Source organism: Pseudomonas sp. NPDC087358, assembly GCF_044900785.1.
Taxonomy (GTDB): domain Bacteria; phylum Pseudomonadota; class Gammaproteobacteria; order Pseudomonadales; family Pseudomonadaceae; genus Aquipseudomonas.
In genome coordinates this window covers 1-1,230 of sequence record NZ_JBJDOA010000011.1, presented here as the reverse complement: position 1 = coordinate 1,230, position 1,230 = coordinate 1, and the positions used below count along the sequence as shown (strand labels likewise).

2 protein-coding genes are annotated in these 1,230 nt (G+C 62.4%); both read right to left on the bottom strand.

Annotated features, from left to right (window positions below; all coding sequences use genetic code 11):
- Nucleotides 1-472 precede the first annotated feature (472 nt).
- Nucleotides 473-778, bottom strand: coding sequence for a DUF6124 family protein (locus ACI2KS_RS22325; protein WP_404623185.1), 306 nt, complete (start codon nucleotides 776-778; stop codon nucleotides 473-475).
- Between the two features lie 338 nt (nucleotides 779-1,116).
- A partial coding sequence (locus ACI2KS_RS22320) for an IS3 family transposase (protein ID WP_404623349.1) occupies nucleotides 1,117-1,230 on the bottom strand: 114 nt, incomplete at its 5' end.

Sequence of the window (1,230 nt, the reverse complement as noted above, 5' to 3'; positions counted from 1 at the left end):
GAAGCGGATCGGTGGTAGCCATGCCACCGTCTTTGGCAGAGGCGGGTCGGTGGCAGCTATGCCATCGCCTTCGGCAGAAGCGGGTCGGTGGCAGCCATGCCATCGCCTTCGGCAGAGGCGGCTCAGTGTCGGATGTCTCGGCGCTTTTGATTCTGCCCGAAGGGCGTGGGAGCCTGACTTGTCGGCGATCGGCTGCGCAGCAGTCGTAGGATCATGCGGCGCGGTGCGTCAGGCGAACCGCGTGCACAGGATTTGCTGCCGCTGCGCGCCAGATCGTCGGCAAGCCGGACTCCCACGCCCTCCGGGCAGAAGCGGATCGGGGTAGCCATGCCATCGCCTTCGGCTGAAGCGGATCGGGGTAGCCATGCCGACACCGTCGGCTGAAGCCGATCGAGGGTAGCAGTCCGGCTTGCCGGCGGCAGCGGTTTGCAGGACGCCGCCGCCGGCAAGCCGGACGGCTACAGGTTGGGGGTCAGGCGGTCTGTCTTTCTCGCAGGACGTCGCCCAGCCCTGCAATCGACGCTTCTACCAGCGCCTTGGCGGCTTCGATCTGGTGGACCACGGCTCTGGCCAAGGGACGGAATTCGGCCGAGCAGTTGTCGGCTGACTCATAGGCGGTGGCGGCGGCGCAGTTGAGGTATTCGGATACGAGCGTGAGGGCGTCTTCGACCCTGATTCCGGGCTGGACGCTGAACAGGTTCTGGTTGCCAAGGTTGGCACCGAAGGGGGTGGCTTGGGTGACGGGTGTTTCGGGGGGATGTGGCGTGGATTGAAACATGCTGACGCTCCTGACGTGGTTAAGCCGACACGCTTCGCGACTAAACGAATGGGTGGCGGCTGTACGCGGGTTAGTCGACCGGGACGTCAGGCACCCGGCGCACACAAGTGTGCCCCAACGTACAGCCACCATAACAACGCATGCCTCTGTTCCAGACATTGCAGGGGTTATGAGGCGCTACACGCCTGACGGTATTCGGGCGACTAAACCCGGTCGTTGATCGCAACGACAGGCGCGAAAATAGTCGTCAGGTCAGGTGTGCACAAGCGGCCGGGGAGCATAGCGGCAAATTTCAGAAGCCTCCTACAAAGTGAACTGACCCCAAAAAATTGGACGGTCTATTGCCAAACGCCGCGAGACTGAGCCCTGTAATCCACAGGACTCAGCCCACCGAGCTTCGCCTTGATTCGGTCATGATTGTAGTAACGGATGTATTCGTCCAGGCCCGCTTT